This is a genomic window from Pseudoalteromonas sp. T1lg122 (assembly GCF_002964825.1).
GTDB lineage: Bacteria > Pseudomonadota > Gammaproteobacteria > Enterobacterales > Alteromonadaceae > Pseudoalteromonas > Pseudoalteromonas gelatinilytica.
On sequence record NZ_PQCG01000024.1, the window covers coordinates 1 to 239 of the forward strand.

Genomic DNA, 239 nt, shown 5'->3' on the forward strand with positions numbered 1-239 from the left:
GAGCCATTAAGCTAACCTGTACTAATTACCCGTGAGGCTTAACCATACAACGCCAAACGCGTTTTATGACAGCGTAACGACAGAAGTTAAGTTACTAAAGTAGACATTTACTTGATATCAGAATTCCAGATTTATTAATTTGCTCAAAAGAGCGAATTAAAACCAAATTTGCTTGGTGACAATAGCGTTTTGGACCCACCTGACCCCATGCCGAACTCAGTAGTGAAACGAAACAGCGC

General features: G+C 40.6%; 1 rRNA gene. It reads left to right on the top strand.

From position 1 onward, the window contains the following. Nucleotides 1–171: 171 nt before the first annotated feature. Nucleotides 172–239, top strand: a 5S ribosomal RNA gene (rrf, locus tag C2M33_RS10630); the annotation flags it as partial.